Here is a 20205-nt window from a genome sequence, read left to right on the forward strand (position 1 = left end):
CCGGACTGTTGACGTCAAGCGCGCTGACGCAGATTATCAGGCAAGGACATACCCCGCACCTGCACGGACCCATCAGATTCGGTGAACTTCTGGGGTCGGATTCCGGCAACGAAAGCAGATCGGCGCTTCGCTTCTTCTACACGTCGACTCTTCCACACGTCGGCGTCGATGCCACGGGATACCAGCCGTGGCGCAGGTCGACGGCGTCCACGTGCCAATGCCGCTTGGCCGGTCCTGGTCAACGTGGCGCGCCTGCAAGTCAGGAGCTGCCGGTGGCGTAACCACCAAGTTCGCCTGCCTAACGGTCCTGCCTGTCCACGACTTCGACTCCGTCTTGTGGCGGGCAGCCCATAGAACAGCTGCGCCCTCGGGAACCGGTCGGCACAGCTACGAGATCAGTTCACGGATGTCGTCGGCGCTGAGGGCGGAACCGAACGCGTTGCCGCCGTCGATGACGCTGGCGAACAGCTCCGCCTTGCGTGTGTTGAGCGCGAGCACCTTGTCCTCGATGGTGTCGCGCGCGATCAACCGGTACGCCATGACGGTGCGGGTCTGTCCGATCCGGTGGATGCGGTCGACGGCCTGCGCCTCCACCGCAGGGTTCCACCACGGGTCGAGAAGGAAGCAGTAGTCAGCCTCGGTGAGGTTCAGCCCGAACCCGCCCGCCTTGAGGCTGATCAGGAAGACCGGCGCGTCACCGTCCTTGAATCGTTGGATCGCCTTGGCGCGGTCCCGGGTTCGGCCGTCCAGATAGCAGGAGGCAATGCCCTCCGCGTCGAGACGGTCGCGGACCTGCCCCAGGAATCGGGTGAACTGGCTGAACACCAGCGCGCGGTGACCGCCGGAGACGACCTCACGCAGATGTTCGACGAGCGCGTCGATCTTGGCGCTGGGCAACCCGGTGTGGGCGGGGTCGACCAGTCCAGGATGCAGCGCCAGCTGCCGCAGTACGGTCAGCGACTTGAGGATGGTGAACCGGTTGTGTTGGATGTCGTCGAGCAGGCCGAGCACCTTCTGACGCTCCCGCTGCAACCGGATGTCGTAGATCTTGCGGTGGCGTGGGGTGAGCTCCACGTTCAAAATCTGTTCCTGCTTGGCCGGCAGCTCGGGAGCGACCAGGGCCTTGGTGCGGCGCTTCACCAGTGGCTTGATGCGGCGCCGGAACAACTCCAGCAGTTCGGCGTCACCCGATTTCTCGATCGGCTTGGCATAGTAGCCGGCGAACTTGTCGGGGTCGGGGAACAGTCCGGGCGCGGTTATCGCCAGCAGCGACCACAGCTCCATGAGATTGTTCTCCATCGGGGTGCCGGTGATGGCGAGTTTGAACGGTGCCTGAAGTTTGCGCGCACACTGATGGGTCTTGGCGTGGCGGTTCTTGACGTACTGCGCCTCGTCGAGGATCAACCCGGACCACGCCTGGGCCCCGTGAGCGTCGCAGTCGAGCCGGAACAGCGTGTAGGAGGTGACGACGACGTCGGCATCGCAGACCAGCTGGTCCAGGTTCGCACCGGACCGGCCCAGGGTGTCGGTCACCGTCACGACCTTCAGCCCGGGCGCGAACCGCGCGGCCTCGACCACCCAGTTCGACAACACACTGGCCGGCGCCACCACCAGGAATGGCCGGCCCGCAGCCCGTTGGCGGGCATGGCACATCAGCGCCAGCGTCTGCACCGTCTTTCCCAGGCCCATGTCGTCGGCCAGGATTCCGCCCAGGCCGTGGTCGTAGAGCGTTGCCAGCCAAGCGAACCCATCGTGCTGGTACGGACGGAGCTCGGCGTTCAGCGTGTTGGGCACGGCGATCGGATCGAGGGTCTGCAGCTCACGCAGCCCCGCCACCTGACGCCGCCAATCTTTGGCCTGACGCACCCCCGTGGCCAGGCCAGCCAGGTCGTCGAACAGTCCCGCCTGGAAACGGCTGATTCGCGGTCGGTCGTCGCCGTCATTGAGAGCGCGGGCTTCTTCGACCAACGCACGCAGCTTCAGCAGTTCCGGCTTGTCGAGCGCGATGTAGGCGCCGTCGTCGAGCAGCAGGTAGTCGTGGCCGGCGGTCAGCGCCGCCAGCACCCGGGGCAGCGGAATCTTGTTGCCCTCGACACTGATCGTGATTCCCAGGTCGAACCAGTCGGTTTCGCCGCTGACCGAGGCAACCCTCACTCCGATCTGCAATGAGCCGCCGGCCTCCCGGTAATCGGCAGGCTCGCCGGTGATCTCGACGGTGACGCCGTCCGTGGCACCCAGCATCGGCTGCAATTCTGTCGCGAAACGCATGGTGTCGACGCCGGCGAGGATCGTCGCGGTCAGCGCTCCCGTGTCGTCGCGCAGACCACACCGCTCCAGGGGCGCACTGATGTCGGCAGCCAACTCGCGTTCGGCGTCCAGATCACGAACACCGATGTCGTCGAAGGTGTCGAATGGGGTGCGGAGTTCCTTGTCGCCCACCCGGTACGACCAAGACCAGGTGAGTGCCAGTTGATGCGCGGCGCGGTAGTCGGCACTCAGCACCAGTTGCGGGCCGGTGATCTCCGGGGCGGTGAACGAGCCGTCCGACGACGTCACCGCGGCGACCGAGCGGAGCCGAGGGAAGTATTCGACGGCGAACTGTTCGGCCGAATCGGCCGGAATCACCAGCGTCTCGTTGCGCACGATGAGACTCTGCAGCGCGGTTGGTGCCGCGGCAGCGAGGGGCGCTATCCGGAGCACTTGGTCGCCGTAGGCGACGCCGTGCGCGGGGGATCCGATGAACGCCGCCACAGTCACGGATGCGCCGTCCACCTCGAGCACCGGGCGCACCGTGAGGGCACCCGAACTGTCGGTGGCCACGTCGAGATTTACTCTCGCCGCAGCGCCCATGGCCACCTTCTGCCCGGTCCCCGCGTGCACCAACCGCACACCCACTCGCCTGGCCTCGGTCAACAGCGGCCAGAGTTGCGCACTGTTCAACCGGCCCAGGTCGATCGTCTTCACGACGCCGTATGAGTAAGGGCCGTGTGAGTAAGGCAGGTAGCCTCCCGTGGCGGGAGACTGCAAGAGCGCGAACAACTTGCGCAACTTCTCGATGTGCTCAGGGTGATATCCGTTATGCACCAAAGTGGCCAGGTTGGACCAGTTCACGTCACTGCCCACCCAGCCGCCACGCTTGCCCGGGCGCACGACGCGGGCCTCCAGCGTCGGCGAGCTGTCGCCCGCGACCAACTCCAGCTGGATGCCCAACGGAATGGCCGCCCCATAGGGTGCGCTGGCTCCGGTGCGTCCGACGGCCTCAGGCAGCAGCGCGTCCAGCGACTGCCGCCAGTCGGCACGTGGCGCGGGTGTCTGGTCGGTGCCGGCTGCCGTGACCACCAAGGCCGCGACGTGTTTGCAGTTCAGCTGCATCGGGCAGCTGCACCGTCCGCCCTTGAGAGCCCACGTGCCGGCCGGCTCGCGCACCAGGTGCACGGTGGTGGCGTACGTGCGGCCGTGGTTTCCGCGAACAGATCCGACCAAGCTGCCGGGGTTAGGACTCCACAGGCAGCGCAGAACCCGGCCGCTGTGGGCGTACTCGGTCCCGTGGCGAACCGTGTCACGCCCCAGCCGCGCCACGGCGTCGTCTAGCGAGATCCGCGGATAGGTCAACGTCTGCATGGGTTCAGACGATAGAGGGGGACCCCGACATAGCTGGTCGGTCGCGCGGCGTGTCGATCCGAAGTGGTGCTGATGAGGCGTATGCGACGTCGGCCCCTGGCTGGCCACGCCAACCTGCGCCGCGGCACCGTGGCTAGCGTGCTCCTCGCATGGCAGCGTGGAACCACCTGGCGGCTTGGGGCACCGTTCAACCTCCTGCACCCGGCAACACGTTTCTGAGACGCTACTTGCTGCTTAGCGGGAGGGCGCACACATTCAGAGTCCCCCACTCACCCGAGTCAAACGGCAGTCCCGCGACTGACATCAGGCCCTATTTTCCGCTTGTAGACAGCCAAACTGGCGGGTTCGAGTAAGGCTTCTTAGGCGCCGAACAGTGGAGCTAAGGGGAATCGAACCCCTGACCTACTCGATGCGAACGAGTCGCGCTACCAACTGCGCCATAGCCCCTGATACCGGAACGAAAGGCTACCAGCCGTCGCGCACCGGCCGAAACCGACCTACTGCCCGGCGGCTCGGGGCAGGTCGAAGTGCCGGGCGAACGCAACCTCGTCGAGATGCTCGAAACTCGGGTCATCGTCGTCGATCTCCAACACCGCCGCACCGGGCCTGCGTAGGCGGGCGGGCACCACGTCGAGTTTGGGGTCGTCGGTGTTCTCCACACCCAGCCGCGAGCGGCGGACGCGCTGCGCGCGCCTACGCCGCACCTGTTCTTCGATGCGGGTCTGCCTGCGTAGGTAGCCGAGGTAGAGGGCGGTCACCGTAGCGACCGCACCGCACAGCCACCAGGCCCACGGCACGACGAGGGAGGCGAGGACGGCCGAGGCTAGCAGCGCCACCGCCATCGACGTCACCATGCGCTTGCGGAAACGGTACTTGCGGGCGCTGACGGCCTCGGCGGTCTTCGACGGGTACCGCCGTCGGCGCGCCGCACCGAGCGAATCACCGGCCGGCTCGGCGTCCGGAGCGGCCTCGATCCCCGACGAGTCCGGCACGTACTCGTATTCGTCTTCGGTGCCGTCCTCGGCGAACTCGGCGCCGTCGGAACCCTTTGCGCCCTCGGCGCTCTGGTCGCCGCTTTCGTCGCCGGCCTCATCCTCGTCGTCGACCTCATCCTCGTCGTCGACCTCGACCTCGTCCTCGGCGTCGAACTCGGCGTCGAACTCCGGTGCCCCCTCGGCGGTGGGCAGGATCTCTTCGAGCGGCTCGTCGGCGGCGGAACCGACGGGCAGCGCGTCGGAGCCCTCCTCGACGATGTCGACGTCGAGGTAGTCCGGCTCGGTTTCGCACTGCGGCGCGGCGGCCAGGACCACCGTGCCCTGAGGCTCGGCGCCGAGGGATTCGCGGTCGTCGAGGGGTTCGTCGAGTTCGTCGGCGGACGGGCGCCACTGCGGATCGGAGTGGTGGCCGGCCGCCGGACGGGACCGACGGAGCAGTCGAGCGCTCTGCCCTGAGTTCAACACGCGGGTGGCCAACGCGACGTCACTGGTGCGCCGCACGGCATCGCGCTTGCTCACCAGCATGGGCACCAGCACGAAGAGCCAGAGCACCACGAGGGAGATCCACAGCAGAGATTGGGGGATGCTTGGCATGCGCCTGCTCCTTTCCCCTACAAACTAGGTCGGTTGACCAGCGCACGTGGGGTCGACGCGCCGAGACAATTACACACCTGTAATTCGCTTGTGACAAGCACCATCAGTCACATATGTCACATCAGTAACAGCAGTCAGGCCCAGTCGGCGCGGCCCAAACGTACCAGGGTCGACGACGCCGACCCGCTGATCTCCTCGACGGTGACCGCCACCAGCAGGTGGTCACGCCACGCACCGTCGACCTCCAGGTAGCGCTTGAGTAGACCCTCTTCGCGGAAGCCGACCTTTGCCAGTACGCGGCGACTCGGCGCGTTCTCCGGTCGCACGGTGGCCTCGACCCGGTGCAGCATCACCGGACCGAAGCAGTGATCCACCCCGAGCGCCAGCGCCGCTGTCGCCACGCCGCCTCCGATGCGGTCACTGGCCACCCAGTAGCCGATCCATGCCGAGCGCAGTGCGCCATGGGTGACGTTGCCGATGGTCAACTGCCCGGCGAAATGCCCGTCCACTTCGATGGCGTACGGCAGCATCCGCCCTTTGCGGGCCTCCGACCGCAAAGTCGAGCACACCGACGGCCAAGACGAATATGCATGCCGCAGCGGCCAATCCACGCCGGTGACCGGTTCCCACGGTTCCAGATGGGCACGGTCGGCCAACCGGATGCGGCTCCACTGCGCGGCGTCGCGCAGCCGGACCGGACGCAACCGCACCACTCCGGCGGGCACCCGCAACGGGCCCGCGGGTGTCGGCCATCCGGGATGCAGAGAACTCGACCGCAGCAGGTTCACCTCGACTCACATCAGCCGTGCTCAGCCGCGTTGCGCCAGGAAGGCGACGTCCACGGTTTCACCGGTACGGACCTCATCGACGTCGGTGGGGACGATCACCAGACAGTTTGCCTCAGCCAGCGTGGCGAGCAGGTGCGACGAGGCCCCCGGGGCGCCGCCGAGCGCCTGGACGAGGTAGTCGCCGGTGTCCTGATCGCGCATCAGTTGACCACGTAGGTAACCCTTGCGGCCCGCCACCGAGGTGATCGGAGACAGCGCACGCGCGGTGACCACCCGGCGCATCGGCGCCCGCTTTCCCAGCGACAACCGGATCAACGGCCGCACCATCACCTCGAAGACCACCAACGCACTGACCGGGTTGGCGGGCAACAGGAACACCGGAACCCGGTCGCGGCCGAGCTGGCCGAAGCCCTGCACCGAACCGGGGTGCATCGCGATGCGGGAGACCTCCATCTCCCCCAGCTCCGAGAGCACCGCGCGAACCGACTCGGCCGCGGCGCCGCCGACCGCGCCCGCGATCACCACGATTTCGGCGCGGTTGAGCTGTCCCTCGACGGCTTCGCGGAGCTGGACGGGATCGGTGTCGACGATGCCGACCCGGTTCACCTCCGCACCGGCATCGCGACCGGCGGCGGCCAGCGCGTAGGAGTTCACGTCGTAGACCTGGCCATTGCCCGGGGTGCGCGAGACGTCGACCAGCTCACCCCCCACGCTCATCACCGACAGTCGCGGGCGTGGGTGAACGAGCACCCGCTCACGTCCGACCGCCGCGAGCAGACCTACCTGTGCTGCACCGATGATGGTGCCCGCGCGCACCGCCACGTCACCGGGCTGCACGTCGTCGCCGGCACGGCGGACGTACGCACCGGAGCGCACCCCGCGCAGCACCCGCACCCGGTTCGCGCCGCCATCGGTCCACCGCAGCGGCAGCACCGCGTCGGCCAACGTCGGCATCGGCGCACCGGTCTGGACCCGGGCGGCCTGCCGCGGCTGCAACCGGCTGGGAGTCCGGGCACCCGCCTCGATCAAGGCCATCACGGGCAGGCTGACGTCGCGGCCATCGTGGTCATCGGCCCCCACACCGCCGCCGACACCGAGGACGTCGACGCTGCGCACCGCGTAACCGTCGATCGCGGCCTGGTCGAAACCGGGCATCGGCCGCTCGGTGACCACCTCTTCGGCGCACATCAGGCCCTGGGCTTCGGCGATGGCAACTCGTACCGGTCGCGGAGCCACCGCGGCGGCCGCTATCCGAGCCTGCTGCTCCTCAACCGAACGCACAACACGCCTTTCTCCACTTCTGCCGGGCCTGTCGCGCAGTTCTAGTTCTCGGGCAGGCCCAATCGCTCAACCAACCACTGCCGCAGCTCGGGGCCGTAGTCGTCGCGTTCCAACGCGAAGTCAACCGCAGCCTTGAGGTAGCCGCCGGGATTTCCGAGGTCGTGTCGGGTTCCGCGGTGCACCACCACGTGGACCGGATGGCCCTCCTCGATGAGCAGCGCAATCGCGTCGGTCAGCTGGATCTCGTTGCCGGCACCGGGCTTCACCCGTCGCAGCGCGTCGAAGATCACCCGGTCGAGGACGTAGCGGCCGGCGGCCGCGTACGGCGACGGCGCGTCCTGCGCCTCCGGTTTCTCGACCATCCCCTTGACCCGCAGGACGTTGGGGTTGGCGGCGTCGGGCACCGTCTCGACGTCGAAGACGCCGTAGGCACTGATCTTCTCGGGCGGCACCTCGATGGCGCACAACACCGAACCTCCCCGTTTGGCGCGCACCTTCGACATCGTCTCGAGCACCCCGGTCGGTAGGACCAGGTCGTCGGGCAGCAGCACCGCGATGGCGTCCTCGTCGTCGGACAGCGAGGGCTCGACACAGCTGACGGCATGACCGAGGCCGAGCGGTTCGGCCTGCACGACCGATTCCACCTTGATCAACGCGGGCGCGCGACGGACCTTTTCGAGCATCGTCTTCTTGCCGCGGGCTTCGAGTGTTCCCTCGAGCACCAGGTCCTCGACGAAGTGCGCGACCACGCTGTCCTTGCCCTCGGAGGTGATGATGACGAGCCGTTCGGCGCCCGCCTCGGCGGCCTCGGCGGCCACCAATTCGATGCCGGGGGTGTCTACGACCGGCAGCAATTCCTTGGGCACCGTCTTGGTGGCGGGTAGGAAACGCGTACCGAGCCCAGCGGCGGGCACGACGGCGGTATACGGGATGGGTACTTCTGGTCGACTCATCGCAGACAGATTAACCGCTGTGCGCTGGTTGAACCGGTTGTGGCGGCACCTGTATTCCGCGGGCGGGATGTCATCGTGGAGAGGTGAGGCCGCCGACGAAATCCGAGATGCGTGCGCAGGTGTCGCGGGCACGCCGCACGGTGCCGCCGCAAACACGCGAACGGGAGGCCGCGGCGCTCGCCGCGCACCTTGCTGGAATCGCCGTGGCCGGTGCAACCGTGTGCGCATACGTGCCGGTCGGTTCGGAGCCGGGATCGCTGGCGATGCTCGACGAACTGCTGGCGCGGGGCGCACGGGTCTTGTTGCCAGTGGCGCGCCACGACGAGGCGGGCGCCCCGACGCCGCTGCGGTGGGGCGTGTACCGCCCGGGTCTGCTGGTCGACGCACAATTCGGTCTACGTGAACCGGCACCACCGTGGCTTCCGGCCGCTGCCGTGGCCGACGCCGCCGTCGTGTTGGTTCCGGCCTTGGCGGTGGACCGCTGCGGGGTGCGCCTGGGCCGCGGGGCCGGATTCTACGACCGCTCGCTGCGGCGGGCGGATCCCGCGGCGCTGCTGGTGGCGGTGGTGCGTGACGAGGAGTTCGTCGAACGGGTCCCGGCCGAAGGTCACGACGTGCCGATGACGCATGCCCTCACACCGGGGTGTGGACTGGTCGCGCTGCGGGAATCAGAGTGACCGCGTAGCGGTTCTAGCACTTGAGCCGGTAGAGTGCTAACAAGTTTGACGACCTCGGAGGTTTTCGTGCCTACCTATTCCTATGCGTGCACCGAATGCGGCAATCGGTTCGATGCCGTGCAGGCGTTCAGCGACGATGCGCTGACCGATTGCCCCCAGTGCAGCGGCCGGCTGCGCAAGCTCTTCGGCAAGGTGGGAGTGGTGTTCAAGGGCAGCGGCTTCTACCGCACCGACAGCCGCGAGCCGGCGAATACGTCGAGCAACGGCTCGGCCGACAGTGCCTCGGAGTCCACGAGTTCTGCGGAGAAGTCGAGCTCGTCGTCGAGCGAGTCGGGGTCGAATTCGGGGTCGAGTTCCGGGTCGTCATCGACTTCGTCGAGTTCCACTCCCGCCGCCGCATCGAGCTGATCCCCGAAGTTATCCACAGGCCCGCGCCGACCAGGCGCGCGCCGGGTCGGCCGCTGCCTAGCGTGGCGGCATGGGTGAATCACTGGATCCGACACCGCTGGCACGGCTGATCGGGCTGCGGCCGGACTGGAGCCGCACCGTTGCAGCGCGCCGCATCGCGGCGGCGGCGCTGGTGGTGCTCGCCGCGGTGGCCGCGGCGCGTTCGGATCCCGACGGTGACCAGGTCGACGTCGTCGTCGCAGCCAACGATCTCACTCCGGGCACCGAGCTGGCCGAAACTCATGTGCGGGTGGAGCGCCGCCCACTGACGACCGTGCCCGACGGCGCCGCCGCCGACCCTGCCGAAGTGGTCGGCGCGACGGTCGCCGGACCGGCTCGCCGCGGCGAGGTTCTCACCGACGTACGGCTGCTCGGGCCGCGGATCGCCGAGGCCGCCGCGGGTCCCGACGCCCGCATTGTGTCCCTGCAGTTGGCCGACGGCGCACTGGTGGATCTGGTGCGCGCCGGCGACGTGGTCGACGTGTTGGCGGCGCCGATGTCGGATCCCGGGGTGGACGCGCGGCCGCGGGTGATCGCCACCCGCGCCGTGGTGGTGTTGGTGTCGGAGAAGCGGCAGGGGCCCGGTGCTGCCGGTGAGCGCGCCGTGCTGGTGGCGCTGCCGGCGCAGGCGGCCAACGACGTGGCGGGCGCATCGTTGACGCAGGCAGTCACGCTCACCTTCCACTGAGCCCTTCCACTGAGCGCCCGAACAGCGGGCTAAGGTGGCGCACCGTCACCGGTCATGCGGACGAGTAAGGGGATGAGCGCATGCTGAAAGGGTTCAAGGAGTTCCTCGCCCGCGGCAACATCGTGGACCTGTCCACCGCGGTGGTCATCGGCACCGCCTTCACCGGGCTCGTCACGGCTTTCACCAACAGCGTCGTCGAACCGCTGATCAGCCGCATCGGAGCCGGTGGTGACGCGGACTACGGCATCTTGCGGATCGGCATCGGCGGCGGTCAGACCATCGACCTCAACGTGCTGCTGTCCGCGGTCATCAACTTCCTGCTCGTGGCGGCGGTGGTGTACTTCCTGATCGTGCTGCCGTACAAGAGGCTGCGCGAACGGGGTCAGGTCGAGCAGGCCCAGGACACCGAGTTGAGCCTGCTCACCGAGATCCGCGACATTCTCGCCCAGAGCAACGGGCCGGCCGGGCCGACGGTCACCGGACCGGGCACCGGCCCCAGCACCGGCCCCAGCCCCGACACCGCCGAGACCACCAGCGCCGACACCCACTGAGCGGCCGAACACAAAACAGCCCCCGGATCTCTCCGGGGGCTGTTCGGTGACGCTGTAAGCGTCAGTTCATGTTCCACGGTTCGCCGTAGGTGGTGACGCTGTCACCCTCCGAGGCGATCAGCCGGGCGTAGGGGCGCAGCAGCACGCCACCGGCCGCACCGGTCACCGTGCCGTGGGCGTTGGAGACGGCCACCGCGCCGTCGGCACCCTCGACGTCGACCGCGAAGGTCGCCACTTCCTGGATGCCCGGGCCGTTACCGAGGTCGGCGCTGATCGACACACCGGGGAACAGCGGCGGGGTCTGGATGCCTTCGATCGGCACGAGGTCGAGGTTTAAGTCTCCCCCGTTGTTCTCGATAATGTTTGTCTCCGCCCCATCGAAGGCGATGTTGGGGGTGGTGTAGCTGAAGTTGATACCCACACCGAGCGACCAGGGGAAGCCGATCTGGTAGCCGAGCTCGAGCGTGCCCTCGAAGTCGTCGGCATCTTCGCCGGCCACGATGTAGTTGGCGCGGCCCGAGTGGAACCACTCGCGCGTGAGGCGGTTGCGGTCGAGCGGGAACACCCCGTTGAGGAAGGTGTCCCACTGCTGGATGGTGAGAGTCCGGCCCTGCCCGTCGACCAGGCTGAGCTCGTTGTCCAAACCTGCGTTGGAGGTGCCCGTGCTCGTGAACAGAGCCGCGATGGCCGCAACCAACGCGATCAGCACCCGACTGATTGCCTTCATGATCTCCCTAGCTGTTATGGCGGTGACTGCTCACCGAGTTTGTCGTTGGGCGCCTGATCTACGGCTCTTACCAAACACCCCGCAAGATCAACCTGTGATCCGGATTAGAGACTCCACAGACGGTTCTTACGCCTAGCTCATCGTGACGGGAGGAACATATCGGGGAGCCACCCCGGCGGCAACGCGTACGCAGTCCGGCGGCGGACCAGGGACCCGCACCGGTCGAGGTTTGCTGAGACTTCCCGTGGACGGTGCAAGGAGGCGGCACCCGGGCACGCCGACCGTTCACAGTCCTCGACGTCGCCGGAAAGGCCCCGACATGACTCGGATTATCTCCGACCGGAGCGAACTGCCTGCTTGATCATGAAGCAGCGGTCAGTGGTGGTGAGGCGGAACGTTGTCGCGCAGCCAGCGCTCGTGCTCGGCGTGATCCCCGAACGCCCGGTCGTCGCGTTCGTCGGAGGACGTCTCGGGCAGGGTGTCGCCGAAAATTTTGTTAACTGAACCGGCGGCCGGGTGTGGTTGCTCACACACCGGAGCCCTCGTATGTGACGAAGGTCACAAATCCACAACGATTAATGTTCACTTCCCGGTAACGCCGCAGACAGCGGCGGTAACGGAGGCGAACCAGAAACGACGCATCGACCTCAGATCTCCAGGCTCGAGAGCTGTCCGATGATTTGCACGGCCAACGGGCTCAGGGTGGCCATGCCGTCGCGCACCGCAGCGCGGGACCCGGCGATGTTGACCACCAGGGTGCTGCCCGAGATGCCGGCCAGCCCACGGGACACCCCGGCGTCGACGATGCCGGCGGACAGCCCGGACGCGCGCAGCGCCTCCGAGATGCCGAGGATTTCGCGGTCGAGAATGTCGCGCGTCGCCTCGGGCGTCACGTCGCGCGGCGTCACCCCGGTGCCACCGACCGACACGACGAGATCCACCCCGCCGATCACGGCGGTGTTCAACGCGTTGCGGATCTCCACCTCGTCGGCGGACACCACCACGACACCGTCGACGACGAAACCGGCCTCACCGAGAAGCTCGGTCACCAACGGACCGCTGTGGTCCTCTTCGTCGCCATGGGCGGTGCGGTCGTCGACGACGACGACGAGCGCGCGGCCCACCAACTCCCCTGGCTGCTCCATGAGCTCAACCGTATAGGTGGGCACGCACAGCGGCGCAGCCACTCGCAGTGTTCGCGGTGCTCCGGTGCCGGTCGTCACTGCTGCATCTTTCCGAGCGTCACCTGCAGGCTCTGCGGCTCACCCGACGGATCGAGATAGGTCAGCGTCACCTTGTCGCCGGGCGCCTTCGACCGCACCGCCGCCACCAGCGCATCGGCACTGTTGATCACCCGGTCGTCGACCTTGGTCACCACCACGCCGCTGGGCAGCCCCGCCGCGGCCGCGGCGCCGCCGTCGTTCACCTCGACGATCTTCGCGCCGTCGGTGGCGGCGTCGTTGCTGACCTGCACCCCGAGCGACGCGTGTGAGGCGGAGCCGTTCCGGATCAGCTCGTCGGCGATGCGCTTGGCCTGATCCACCGGGATCGCGAAGCCCAGGCCGATCGAACCGCTCTGCGCCTGCGCCGAATCGCCGCCCATGGTGGCGATCGCGGAGTTCACCCCGACCAACTCGCCGTTCATGTTCACCAGTGCCCCGCCGGAGTTGCCGGGATTGATCGCGGCGTCGGTCTGGATGGCGTCGAGGACGGTGTTCTGGTTGCGCGTATCGCCGCCCGCGGCAACCGGCCGGTTCAACGCGCTGATGATGCCGGTGGTGACCGTCCCCTCGAGGCCCAGTGGCGAACCGATGGCGACCACGTCCTGACCGACCCGCAGATCGGCGGACGACCCCAGCGCGATCGGTGTCAGTCCCGAGACGTTCTCTGCGCGCACCACCGCGATGTCACTGCTCGGGTCGGTGCCGACGACGGTGAACGACGCGCTGCGGCCGTCGGAGAAGATCACCTTGGTCTGGGCGCCACCCGGCGCGCCGGGCCGGGCGGCGGCCGCGGCCACGACGTGGTTGTTCGTCAGGATCAGACCGTCCGAGGTCAAGACGATGCCCGAACCCTCCCCCGACGCACGGCCCAGATTCGTCTCGAGCTTCACCACACTGGGCACCACCTTGGCGGCCACCTGCTCGACAGAGCCCGCAGGCAGGGCGGCGGCGGGAACGCTCGGCGCCGCACCGGTGACCGAGCTGCCGAACGACGGCCGGTCCTGGTGGACCATCGTCGCCACACCGCCGCCGATACCCGCGGACAGCACCGCCACCGCGAGCGCGCCGGCCGTGAGAAGACCTGCCCGCGAACGCTTTTGAGGGGGCCGCGGCTGCGGCATCACCGCGGTCGGCTGAACGGCGCCCCGGTACGGGTCGTACGGCGCCCGGAACTGCTGCTGCGGTTGGGCGGCGTAACGCCAGTCATAGGGCTGCTGCGAATACGTGTCCGCCCGCTGGGCGCCCGGATAGCCCGGGTCCGAGCCGACCGGACGATGCTGCGGCTGCTGTTGCGGCGGCGGCGAGTACCGCGGGTGGTTCGTCATAGCGGTCGATGCTCTTCCTGGTAGATGATCCGACAGTTCGTCCAACGAAAGGGCGTGTGCTTACAGTGCCCAGATGGACTGAGAATCCACTTAGAGTTCCTTCGAAGCGGACCGAGACATGCCGTTCGTTTCGGCGTTCTTGATCACCCGCCGGTCCGCGCGTGAGCCGGCCGAACGCATGTCGGGGTCGAACTGCGCCGTCGGCACCGGAGCCCCGTTGCCGCCGTCGGAGGACAGCGGACGGCCCGGCAGCATCACGTAGAACGAGGTGCCCGGCGGGTTGCCGCCCGCCACTGTGTCCTCGACCCGCAGCGCGCCACCGTGTTTGAGGACGACCTGTTTGACGATGGCCAGCCCCAGACCTGAGCCGGGCATCGCGCGGGCGGCGGTCGACCGGTAGAAACGCTCGAACACCAACCCGCGCTCGGCCTCCGGGATGCCCGGCCCCTGATCGGATACGACGAGTTCGGCGTGGACCGGGTCCGTCTGGGTCAGGCGGACTCCCACGCGACCGCCGGGCGGGCTCCACTTCGCCGCGTTGTCGAGGAGATTGAGCACGGCGCGCGCCAGCCCGGCGGCGTCGCCGTAGACCTGCCAGCCGACGGTGTTCACGTCGAACTCGATGTCGTTGCGGCGCCGACGAACTCGCTCCAGGCTGCGGTCGACCACCTCGGCCATGTCGACGGTCTCGTAGACCACCCCACCCGCTTCGTCGCGGGTCAGGTCGACCAGATCGCCTACCAGAGTGGAGAGTTCCTCGATCTGGGCGATCACGTCGGATCGCAGACCGGCCATCTCGTCCTCGGGCAGCCGCGGCGCACCCGGCGCCTGCGAGGCCATGAGCAACTCGACGTTGGTGCGCAGCGACGTCAGCGGCGTCCGCAGTTCGTGACCCGCGTCGGACACCAGCCGCGCCTGCCGTTCGCGCGACTCCGTCAGCGCCCGCAGCATCATGTTGAACGCCTCGGTGAGCCGGGCCAGCTCGTCACTGCCGAACACCGGGATGGGCCGTAGGTCGTCGGTACGGGCCACCCGTTCGGCCGCCTGGGTCAACCGGCCCACCGGCCGCAGCCCCGCACTGGCGACCATCCCACCGGCGATGGCTGCCACGGCCACTCCGACCCCGCCGACGATCAGCAGCACCGTGCCGAGGCGGCCCAGCACCTGACCCGTCGGCGCGAGACTCTTGGAGATGAGCAGCGAACTGCCGTTGGTGAGGTGTACCGCGAGGATGCGCTGATGGTTGACGGTGCGCAGCGACAGCAGCAGCTCCCCGGAGATGACGTCCTTCTCGGCCTCACCGAGCGGCAGCGTCTGCCCCTGCTGGTTGGCGGTGTAGATGGACCGGCCCGGATTGACCAGCATCGCGTTGACGTCGGAGTACGCGGTGCCCTCGATCGCCTTACCAGGGTCGGCGGCCAGCGACCCGCTCTCGATCAGCAGCCTCGCTCGGCTGTGCAGTTGGTTGTCGATGTCGTCGTAGAGCGCCCGCGACACCACGGCGTAGACGGCGACCGACATCAGCACGACCACCATCGCCACCATCGACATCGCCAGCAGCATCACGCGCCACCGCAATGACAGCGAGCTGGTGTTGCGCGGAGGTTTGCGCCGCGTCGGCGCCGGAGCGGGCGGAAACGGCAGGGTCATCAGGGCGGCGTCTCGCGGAGCACGTACCCCACACCGCGCACGGTGTGGATCAGTCGTGGCTCCCCGGACGCTTCGGTTTTACGGCGCAGATAGCCGATGTACACCTCGAGCGCGTTCCCCGAGGTCGGGAAGTCGAAGCCCCACACTTCCTCGAGGATTCGGCTGCGGGTGAGCACCCGGCGCGGGTTGGCGATGAGCATCTCCAGCAACGCGAACTCGGTGCGGGTGAGGCTGATCTGCCGAGAACCCCTGGTCACCTCGCGGGTCACCGGGTCGAGGGTCAGATCCAGGAAGGTCAGCGCCGGCGAGTCCGCGCCGTCGTCGGGTGAGGTGCGGCGCAGCAGGGCGCGCATCCGCGCGAGCAGCTCCTCCAGCGCGAAGGGTTTGGGCAGGTAGTCGTCGGCGCCGGCATCGAGCCCGGCGACCCGCTCGGACACCGAGTCCCGGGCGGTCAGCACCAGGACCGGCAGGTCGTCGCCGGTGCTGCGCAGCCGCCGGCACACCTCGAGGCCGTCGAGCCGGGGCATCATCACGTCGAGCACCACGGCGTCGGGCCGATTATTGGCGATGAGGTCGAGAGCTTCGACACCGTCCTGGGCCAACTCGACCGAGTACCCGTTGAAAGACAGAGACCGGCGCAGGGATTCTCGCACCGCACGATCGTCGTCGACGACAAGTATGCGCACAGGCACAGTTTCACCTCGACGCCTGAGACTTGGCTGAGAGGCGCGCCGCTACGGTCCTCGAAGTGGGGCTAGCGGCGATCGAGGTCGATGAGGCCCATCCGGGCGGCCTTGAGCAGGCGACGGGGCACTTTGTGGTGCTGACCGTCGACGGTCACCCCGACGAGTTCGGCCGGCTTGGCCTTCCACTGCGCGCGGCGGCTACGAGTGTTCGAACGCGACATTCTGCGCTTGGGCACAGCCATGATCGAGCTTCTCCTCTGAAGGGTCTGGGTGCCACGCGCCACCCGGTTGAGCGCGGGCCGCAGGCAAGTACTGTCCAGGATAGCCGGTGAGCTGCGCCGCCTCCAAAACCTGGGCGTTCAGCGCCGCCCCAGACGGTGGCGCACGGTGTCGAAGAGCATCGGGTAGGCGGCGACGACCAGGCTGGCCACCACCACACCGAACCACACGACCGTGCGGTGGCCGGAGGCACCAATCGCTCCGAAGTCCTTGACGTGGGACCGGCAGTAGCGGCTAACCTACCGGTTGGTTGACGGGGCCCGGTTGGTTGACAGGGCGAGACGATTGGGAGCGGGCATGGGAGTACGGATTGGCTGACCCGGTGCGCATCGGCAACTGTTCGGGCTTCTACGGGGACCGGCTGGCCGCGATGCGCGAGATGCTCACCGGTGGGGAACTCGACTTCCTCACCGGCGACTACCTCGCCGAACTGACCATGCTGATCCTGGCGCGTGACCGGGCGAAGAACCCCGACCGCGGCTACGCGAAGACGTTCCTCACCCAACTCGAGGACTGCCTCGGCCTCGCCAGCGAGCGCGGCGTCCGCATCGTCACCAACGCCGGCGGCCTGAACCCGGCCGGGTTGGCCGCGGCGGTGCGTGCGCTGGCCGATCGCCTCGGCCTGTCCGTCAACGTCGCCCATGTCGAAGGTGACGACCTGATCGGCCGCGCCGGTGAACTCGGGTTGGGCACGCCGCTGGCGGCCAACGCCTACCTCGGCGCGTGGGGCATCGTCGACTGCCTGAACTCGGGCGCCGACGTCGTGGTGACGGGCCGAGTCACCGACGCCTCGGTGACGCTCGGCCCCGCCGCCGCGCACTTCGGCTGGAAGCGCACCGACTACGACGCCCTCGCCGGGGCCGTCGCCGCCGGGCACGTCATCGAATGCGGTGTGCAGGCCAGCGGCGGGAACTATGCCTTCTTCGCCAGAGACTTCCCCGATCTCAGCGTCATGACCCATCCGGGCTTCCCGCTCGCGGAGGTCCACGCCGACGGCTCGTCGGTGATCACCAAGCACCCCGGCGGCGGCGCCGTCAGCGTCGACACCGTCACCGCACAGCTGCTCTACGAGATCGCCGGCGCGCGCTACGCCAACCCCGACGTGACCTTGCGGGTCGACTCACTGCGACTGCAGCACGACGGGCCCGACCGGGTGCGGATCAGCGGTGCGCGGGGCGAACCACCGCCACCGACGGCGAAGGTGTCGCTCAACAGCGTGGGTGGGTTCCGCAACGCCATGACGTTCGTGCTCACCGGCCTCGACATCGAGGCGAAGGCCGACCTCGTGCGCCGGCAACTCGAAGCAGAGCTGACCGTGAAACCCGCCGAACTGGAATGGACACTGGCCCGCACCGATCACCCCGACGCCGACACCGAGGAGACGGCCAGCGCACTGCTGCGCTGTGTGGTCCGTGACCCGGACCCGTCCAATGTCGGACGCCGGTTCTCCTCCGCGGCAATCGAACTGGCGCTCGCCAGTTACCCCGGTTTCCACGTCACCGCACCGCCCAGCGACGGACAGGTCTACGGTGTGTTCACCGCCGGCCACGTCGACGCCGCCGAGGTGCCCCACATCGCCGTACATGCCGACGGCACCCGCACCGACATCCCCGCCGCTACCGACACCCGCGTTCTGGAGCAGGTCGACGAACCCGCACTGCCCGAACCGCTGCCGCCGGGGCCGACGCGGCGCGCACCACTGGGCCTGATCGCGGGCGCGCGCAGCGGAGACAAGGGCGGCAGCGCCAACGTCGGGGTGTGGGTGCGAACCGACGACCAGTGGCGCTGGCTCGCGCACACGTTGACCGTCGACGCGCTGCGCCGCCTGCTCCCGGAGACCGCCGATCTGCCGGTGACCCGCCATCTGCTGCCGAACGTGCGGGCGGTGAACTTCGTCATCGAGGGCATCCTCGGGCAGGGCGTGGCCTACCAGGCCCGGTTCGACCCGCAGGCCAAAGGACTCGGCGAATGGCTACGCAGCCGTCATCTCGACATCCCCGAGGAGTTGTTGGCGCAGTGAGCAACTGGCATACCGCCGAACGTGAGCAGTCGCGGAAGTCCGGCGGCGGCGGCGACGGCGAGATCTTCACGTCCCTGGCCGCCAAGACATCGGGATACCGGTCGTGACGGCGCTGAAGTCCACGCTCGATCCGTCCTCGCCGGGCTATGTCGCGGCCGCCGACGCCATGGCCGCGAAGCTCGCCGAACTCGATGCCGAACACGACAAGGCGCTCGCCGGCGGCGGCGCCAAGTACGTCGAACGCCAGCATGCGCGCGGCAAACTCACCGCCCGCGAGCGCATCGAACTGCTCCTGGACCCCGACTCCCCCTTCGTCGAACTGAGCCCGCTGGCCGCCTGGGGCAGCGAGTTCACCGTCGGCGCCAGCATTGTCACCGGGATCGGCGCCGTCAACGGTGTCGAATGCCTGGTCGTCGCCAACGACCCCACCGTCAAGGGCGGCACCAGCAACCCCTGGACCCTGCGAAAGATTCTGCGCGCCAACCAGATCGCGTGGGAGAACCGGCTCCCGGTGATCTCCCTGGTCGAATCAGGCGGCGCCGACCTGCCCACCCAGAAAGAGGTGTTCATCCCCGGCGGGCAGATGTTCCGCGACCTCACCCGCCTCTCGGCGGCCGGGATCCCCACGATCGCACTGGTCTTCGGCAACTCCACGGCAGGCGGGGCGTACGTGCCCGGCATGTCCGACCACGTCGTGATGATCAAGGAGCGCTCGAAGGTGTTCCTGGCCGGGCCGCCGCTGGTCAAGATGGCCACGGGCGAGGAATCCGACGACGAATCGCTCGGCGGGGCCGAGATGCACGCCCGCATATCGGGTCTGGCGGACCACTTCGCCGTCGACGAACTCGACGCGCTGCGGATCGGCCGGCAGATCGTCAAACGACTGAACTGGCGCAAGCAGGGACCGGTCCCGGCCCCGGTCACCGAGCCACTGTTCGACAGCGAGGAGCTGCTCGGCATCGTCCCACCCGATCTGCGGATCCCGTTCGACCCGCGCGACGTGATCGCCCGGATCGTCGACGGCTCAGACTTCGACGAGTTCAAGGCGCTCTACGGCTCGTCGCTGGTGACGGGCTGGGCGCGGCTGTACGGCTACCCGATCGGCATCCTGGCCAACGCCCGAGGGGTGCTGTTCAACGAGGAGTCGCAGAAGGCCACCCAGTTCATCCAGTTGGCGAACCGCTCGGACACCCCACTTCTGTTCCTGCACAACACGACCGGATACATGGTCGGCAGGCAGTACGAAGAGCGCGGGATGATCAAGCACGGCGCGATGATGATCAACGCCGTGTCGAATTCGACGGTGCCGCACCTGTCGCTGTTGATCGGCGCCTCCTACGGCGCCGGGCACTACGGCATGTGCGGGCGCGCGTACGACCCCCGGTTCCTGTTCGCCTGGCCGAGCGCGAAGGCCGCGGTGATGGGCGGTACGCAACTGGCCGGTGTCATCTCGATCGTCAGCCGCGCAGCCGCCCAGGCGCGCGGCCAGCAGGTGGACGAGGAGGCCGACGCCGCGCTGCGGGCGGCGATCGAGGCGCAGATCGAGGCCGAGTCGCTGCCGATGTTCCTTTCGGGGCGGCTCTACGACGACGGGGTGATCGATCCGCGCGACACCCGCACCGTGTTGGGGATGTGCCTGTCGGCCATCGCCAACGGGCCGATCGAGGGGACGTCGAACTTCGGCGTCTTCCGGATGTGAG

The 20205-nt window shown here is 68.2% G+C and carries 18 protein-coding genes and 1 tRNA gene; 6 read left to right on the forward strand and 13 right to left on the reverse strand.

From position 1 onward, the window contains the following. Positions 1–387 precede the first annotated feature (387 nt). The 6 genes from G6N07_RS14880 to G6N07_RS14905 all read right to left on the reverse strand — a co-directional run bounded on the left by G6N07_RS14880 (position 388) and on the right by G6N07_RS14905 (position 8232). Positions 388–3621: a DEAD/DEAH box helicase gene (locus G6N07_RS14880; RefSeq protein ID WP_085188096.1), complete on the reverse strand. Its 3234-nt coding sequence runs from the start codon at positions 3619–3621 to the stop codon at positions 388–390. A 374-nt stretch (positions 3622–3995) separates the two neighbouring features. Next, positions 3996–4068: transfer RNA gene (locus G6N07_RS14885), tRNA-Ala, on the reverse strand. A 50-nt stretch (positions 4069–4118) separates the two neighbouring features. Beyond that, positions 4119–5210 (reverse strand): divisome protein SepX/GlpR, encoded by a 1092-nt coding sequence (gene sepX / locus G6N07_RS14890; RefSeq protein ID WP_085188094.1) that lies wholly within the window; start codon positions 5208–5210, stop codon positions 4119–4121. Between the two features lie 134 nt (positions 5211–5344). Beyond that, positions 5345–5998 (reverse strand): GNAT family N-acetyltransferase, encoded by a 654-nt coding sequence (locus G6N07_RS14895; protein WP_085188092.1) that lies wholly within the window; start codon positions 5996–5998, stop codon positions 5345–5347. Positions 5999–6019: 21 nt separating this feature from the next. Further along, entirely contained in the window at positions 6020–7279 is a 1260-nt protein-coding gene (glp, locus tag G6N07_RS14900) for a molybdotransferase-like divisome protein Glp (protein WP_085188090.1), read from the reverse strand. A gap of 41 nt (positions 7280–7320) precedes the next feature. Further along, positions 7321–8232 carry a UTP--glucose-1-phosphate uridylyltransferase gene (locus G6N07_RS14905; protein ID WP_085188088.1) on the reverse strand — a complete coding sequence of 304 codons (912 nt, stop codon included), beginning with the start codon at positions 8230–8232 and terminating at the stop codon, positions 7321–7323. Positions 8233–8315: 83 nt separating this feature from the next. Between G6N07_RS14905 and G6N07_RS14910 the strand changes: the two genes are divergently transcribed. The 4 genes from G6N07_RS14910 (at position 8316) to mscL (ending at position 10595) form a co-directional block, all read left to right on the forward strand. Then, the gene (locus G6N07_RS14910) at positions 8316–8909 is read left to right on the forward strand and encodes a 5-formyltetrahydrofolate cyclo-ligase (protein ID WP_099050122.1); all 594 of its coding nucleotides are present in this window, start codon (positions 8316–8318) and stop codon (positions 8907–8909) included. A 66-nt stretch (positions 8910–8975) separates the two neighbouring features. Further along, a complete protein-coding gene (locus tag G6N07_RS14915) occupies positions 8976–9317 on the forward strand; it encodes an FmdB family zinc ribbon protein (RefSeq protein WP_085188162.1) in 342 nt (113 codons plus the stop codon). 70 nt (positions 9318–9387) lie between these two features. Then, positions 9388–10044, forward strand: coding sequence for an SAF domain-containing protein (locus G6N07_RS14920; protein ID WP_085188084.1), 657 nt, complete (start codon positions 9388–9390; stop codon positions 10042–10044). A gap of 80 nt (positions 10045–10124) precedes the next feature. Next, positions 10125–10595, forward strand: a complete 471-nt coding sequence (gene mscL / locus G6N07_RS14925) for a large-conductance mechanosensitive channel protein MscL (RefSeq protein ID WP_085188082.1) — start codon at positions 10125–10127, stop codon at positions 10593–10595. A 61-nt stretch (positions 10596–10656) separates the two neighbouring features. Here the strand turns inward: mscL and G6N07_RS14930 are convergent, their stop codons facing one another. The 7 genes from G6N07_RS14930 to rpmF all read right to left on the reverse strand — a co-directional run bounded on the left by G6N07_RS14930 (position 10657) and on the right by rpmF (position 16448). Then, entirely contained in the window at positions 10657–11322 is a 666-nt protein-coding gene (locus G6N07_RS14930; protein WP_085188080.1) for a porin MspA, read from the reverse strand. Positions 11323–11697: 375 nt separating this feature from the next. Next, positions 11698–11856: a hypothetical protein gene (locus tag G6N07_RS19745; protein ID WP_099050121.1), complete on the reverse strand. Its 159-nt coding sequence runs from the start codon at positions 11854–11856 to the stop codon at positions 11698–11700. A gap of 113 nt (positions 11857–11969) precedes the next feature. Then, positions 11970–12467: a MogA/MoaB family molybdenum cofactor biosynthesis protein gene (locus G6N07_RS14935; RefSeq protein WP_179960045.1), complete on the reverse strand. Its 498-nt coding sequence runs from the start codon at positions 12465–12467 to the stop codon at positions 11970–11972. A 74-nt stretch (positions 12468–12541) separates the two neighbouring features. Then, positions 12542–13870: a S1C family serine protease gene (locus G6N07_RS14940; protein ID WP_085188076.1), complete on the reverse strand. Its 1329-nt coding sequence runs from the start codon at positions 13868–13870 to the stop codon at positions 12542–12544. A gap of 90 nt (positions 13871–13960) precedes the next feature. Further along, positions 13961–15520 (reverse strand): HAMP domain-containing sensor histidine kinase, encoded by a 1560-nt coding sequence (locus G6N07_RS14945; RefSeq protein ID WP_085188074.1) that lies wholly within the window; start codon positions 15518–15520, stop codon positions 13961–13963. Further along, positions 15520–16206: a response regulator transcription factor gene (locus tag G6N07_RS14950; protein ID WP_085188072.1), complete on the reverse strand. Its 687-nt coding sequence runs from the start codon at positions 16204–16206 to the stop codon at positions 15520–15522. The genes G6N07_RS14945 and G6N07_RS14950 overlap by 1 nt, the downstream gene beginning before the upstream one ends. Before the next feature lie 68 nt (positions 16207–16274). Beyond that, complete coding sequence (gene rpmF / locus G6N07_RS14955) at positions 16275–16448, reverse strand: 50S ribosomal protein L32 (RefSeq protein ID WP_085188070.1); 174 nt, start codon at positions 16446–16448, stop codon at positions 16275–16277. Positions 16449–16807: 359 nt separating this feature from the next. On the opposite strand from rpmF, the gene G6N07_RS14960 reads away from it, so the two are divergent. After that, positions 16808–18505, forward strand: coding sequence for an acyclic terpene utilization AtuA family protein (locus G6N07_RS14960; protein WP_420866507.1), 1698 nt, complete (start codon positions 16808–16810; stop codon positions 18503–18505). Between the two features lie 103 nt (positions 18506–18608). Beyond that, a complete protein-coding gene (locus tag G6N07_RS14965; RefSeq protein WP_085188066.1) occupies positions 18609–20204 on the forward strand; it encodes an acyl-CoA carboxylase subunit beta in 1596 nt (531 codons plus the stop codon). Position 20205: the final 1 nt, after the last annotated feature.

Source organism: Mycolicibacterium doricum (genome assembly GCF_010728155.1).
In the GTDB taxonomy this organism is placed as follows: domain Bacteria; phylum Actinomycetota; class Actinomycetes; order Mycobacteriales; family Mycobacteriaceae; genus Mycobacterium; species Mycobacterium doricum.